Source organism: Kitasatospora sp. NPDC058444, from assembly GCF_042721415.1.
GTDB lineage: Bacteria > Actinomycetota > Actinomycetes > Streptomycetales > Streptomycetaceae > Kitasatospora.
Genome location: NZ_JBHXLL010000093.1, coordinates 1 through 3,086, shown reverse-complemented (window position 1 = coordinate 3,086; position 3,086 = coordinate 1). Strand labels below are relative to the sequence as shown.

Below are 3,086 nucleotides of genomic sequence, written 5' to 3'. Positions count from 1 at the left end.
TGTACCGGGTTCCCCTTCAGCGTGACCTGAGCCATGAAAAGCCTCCTACCGGCGGTGTACGGGATGCGACGCCGTTGATCCTACTGCCCGCCCGGGGCCCGTCGGGGGCGGCTGACCATTTCCATAAACTATGAATATAAAAGCGCTATGCTTCGTCCATGAGTCGTCACGACACCGCCCCTGGCGCGTCCGCCGCCATCGGGGCAGCCCTCTACGGCCTGGCCACCAGGGCCGCGAGACGCCTGCCCCGGGACATGAGCCTGACGTCCGCCGCCACCCTGGCCACCCTGGAACGGACCGGCCCGCGACGCATCACCGATCTGGCCGCGGTCGAGGGCGTCACCCAGCCCGCGATGACGGCCCTGGTCCGGGTGATGGAGGCGTCCGGCCTGGTCGAACGGCGGGGCGACGCGTCCGACAAGCGGGTCACGCTGGTGTTCCTGACCGAGGCCGGCGCCGCCTATGTCCGGACGCGGAGCCAGGCGGGCGTCGACGCGTTCGAGCGGTTGATCGGCGAACTCACCGGCGACGAGGTCGAGGCGCTGATGGCGGCCCTTCCGGCGCTGAAGCATCTGGCAGAGCTCGAAAGCCGGGACCGCGAAGGGCTGAAGCAGTGACCGGGCAGCCGGTCGGCAAGGTCGCGGTGAAGACGGTCCCGGTGGCACGTTCCGAGGCGCGGCTGCTGGTCCCCGCCCTGATCTTCATCGCTCTGGTCGTGGCAGCGGTCGGCAGCCTCGGGGCGCCGCTCGTCACCAGCGTGGCGACCTCGTTCCACGTCTCGCTCGGCAGCGCGCAGTGGACGCTGACCGTCACGCTGCTCAGCGGTGCCGTCGCCACCCCGGTCCTGGGCCGGCTCGGAGCCGGCCCGCACCGGCGGGCCACGGTCCTCGCCACGCTGGCGGTCGTCGTCGCCGGCAGCGCGCTCACCGTGCTGCCGCTGCCGTTCGCGTGGCTGCTGGCCGGCAGGGCGGCCCAGGGTGTCGGGCTCGGGCTGACGGCGCTGATGATGGGTGTGGCCCGGGACCACCTTCCCGAGGAGCGCAGCACGGCCGTGATCGCCCTGATCTCGGTGGTCTCGATCATCGGGGCCGGCGTCGGCTACCCGCTGGCCGCACTGCTCGCCGAGCTCGGCGGGGTACGGGCCGCCTACGGCCTCGGCCTGGTCGTCACCGCCGCCGCCCTCCTGACCGCGTGGTGCTCCATGCCCGAAGCCCCCGAAGGCCGCTCCGCCCACGTGGACGTGGCAGGCGCGGTGGTCCTGGCCGCCGCGCTGCTCCTGGTGCTGTTCCTCGCCGGCGAACGGAACCTGTGGATCCGGCACCTCGCCGTGGCGGCGGGCCTCGCCGTCGTCGCGGTGGTGCTGCTCTGCGTCTGGGCCGTCATCGAGCTGCGCGGCACGACGCCCCTGGTCGACCTGCGGGCGATCCGGCACCCGGCGGTCGCCGGGGCGAACCTGGCCATGTTCGTCGGCGGGATCGGCATGTACCTCCTGCTCACGCTCGTCACCCGGTACGCGCAGACGCCGCACGGCGCCGGCTACGGCTTCGGGCTGACGACCTTCGCCGCCGGGCTGGTCCTCATCCCGTTCTCGCTGCTGGGGTTCGTCGCCGGCAAGCTCACGCCGCGGGTCCGGACGCGGATCGCCGACCCCCTGCTCCTGGCCGGCAGCGCCGTCGTGGTCGGCGGCGGGTTCGCCCTGTTCGCGGCGGCCCGGTCGGACCTGGCCGAACTGTTCGCGGCGATGGGCGTGCTCGGCTTCGGTGTCGGCGGCTTCTCGGCCGCGATGCCCGGTGTCATCCTGGCCGTCACCCCGAGGAGCGAGACGTCGAGCGCCATGAGCGTCAACTACGTCGTCCGCAGCGTCGGGTACTCCCTGGGCAGCGCCATCGGCGGCCTGATCCTCGCCGCGGGCACCGGCCCCGGCCACCTCTTCCCCGACGACGGCGCCTACACCACCGCGGCGCTGGTCGGCATCAGCGCCATGGCGATCACGACGCTGACAAGCCTCGCTCTCGCCCGCCGACGCTCGTCCGAGACCAACTCGTAAGCCAGATGCACTCATCCCAACACTGGAGGTTCCATGCCCAAGGGCTACTGGGTCAGCGTCTACCGCACCATTTCAGACCCTGAGAAGCTGGCCGCTTACAACGAGCTGGCCCGTTTGGCTGTCGCGGCCGGGGGCGGGCGGGTCCTCGTCCGTGGCGGTCGGGTCGTGGCGCACGACGCCGGGATCGCCGAGCGCACCGTCCTGATCGAGTTCGACAGCTTCGAGCAGGCCGTCGCGGTGCGCGAGAGTGCGGCCTACCAGGAGGCGCTGGTCGCCCTCTCCGACGGCGTCGAGCGCGACTTCCGCATCGTCGAAGGCATCGACTGACCGAGGTCCGGTCGGATTCACGCTGAAGATCCACCGTCCTGATCGTCGCTGGTGCGGCTGCTGGTGCGACGGGGCTCGTGGGTGCTCGTGCGGAGTTGGTGAGGACGCGTGCGCCGGCGCCTGCTGGCAGGTGCCGGCGCGCGGGGTGGCCGGAGTGCCGGCGGCCGGATCGTCAGTGGCTGGTCGACTCCTGTGCGGTCGTGGCCCGGGGCCGCCCGTGTTCCGGCAGGCGCCGAGGTCCGGCGGCGTAGGTGTGTCCGGGGATCGGCTGACGGTGGCCCCGTACACCGCCGGCAGGGCGCGGGAACGCTGAAGGCCTGTGCGGGGAGGCGCGGTGGCGGTGAACGCCTGTGTCGTGTCCGTGTGTTCACCACCGCAGGTCTGGTCGGCGGGGATCGCTGGCCCCTGGTGTCGGGGCGTGCTTCCTGGGGCCTCGGCACTGTTGCCGAGGCCCTACTGCTGCCCCCGGGCGTTGCCCGCTCCCGGACAGGCGAGACCATCCTCACCGCCGGCGGCCCGCCCCCTCGCGGCCTGCGCTTCCCGTGTGTGGCTCACGCGCCCCGCATGGTGGGGGTGTGTGCGGCTTCCGCGTCGGCGGCGGCTACCACCGCCGTCAGGAGACCCGGGAACCGTTGTTCCAGTTCCTCGCTGCGTAGCGCGTTCATCTTGGTGGTGCCGACGTAGTACTGGCGTAGCAGCCCCGCCTCGCGTA

General features: G+C 72.3%; 3 protein-coding genes. All 3 read left to right on the top strand.

All coding sequences use genetic code 11. The features are described 5' to 3' along the window. The first annotated feature begins 158 nt into the window (after positions 1–158). From ACFWP2_RS39525 to ACFWP2_RS39515, 3 genes are read left to right on the top strand one after another with little or no spacing between them, the layout of a single operon-like run. Positions 159–617, top strand: a complete 459-nt coding sequence (locus ACFWP2_RS39525) for a MarR family winged helix-turn-helix transcriptional regulator (RefSeq protein ID WP_380460959.1) — start codon at positions 159–161, stop codon at positions 615–617. Further along, positions 614–2,047 (top strand): MFS transporter, encoded by a 1,434-nt coding sequence (locus ACFWP2_RS39520; protein WP_380460957.1) that lies wholly within the window; start codon positions 614–616, stop codon positions 2,045–2,047. Before ACFWP2_RS39525 ends, ACFWP2_RS39520 begins: the two co-directional genes overlap by 4 nt. Before the next feature lie 33 nt (positions 2,048–2,080). After that, on the top strand, positions 2,081–2,374 hold the full coding sequence (locus tag ACFWP2_RS39515; protein ID WP_380460955.1) for a DUF1330 domain-containing protein: 294 nt from the start codon (positions 2,081–2,083) through the stop codon (positions 2,372–2,374). The last annotated feature ends 712 nt before the right edge of the window (positions 2,375–3,086 follow it).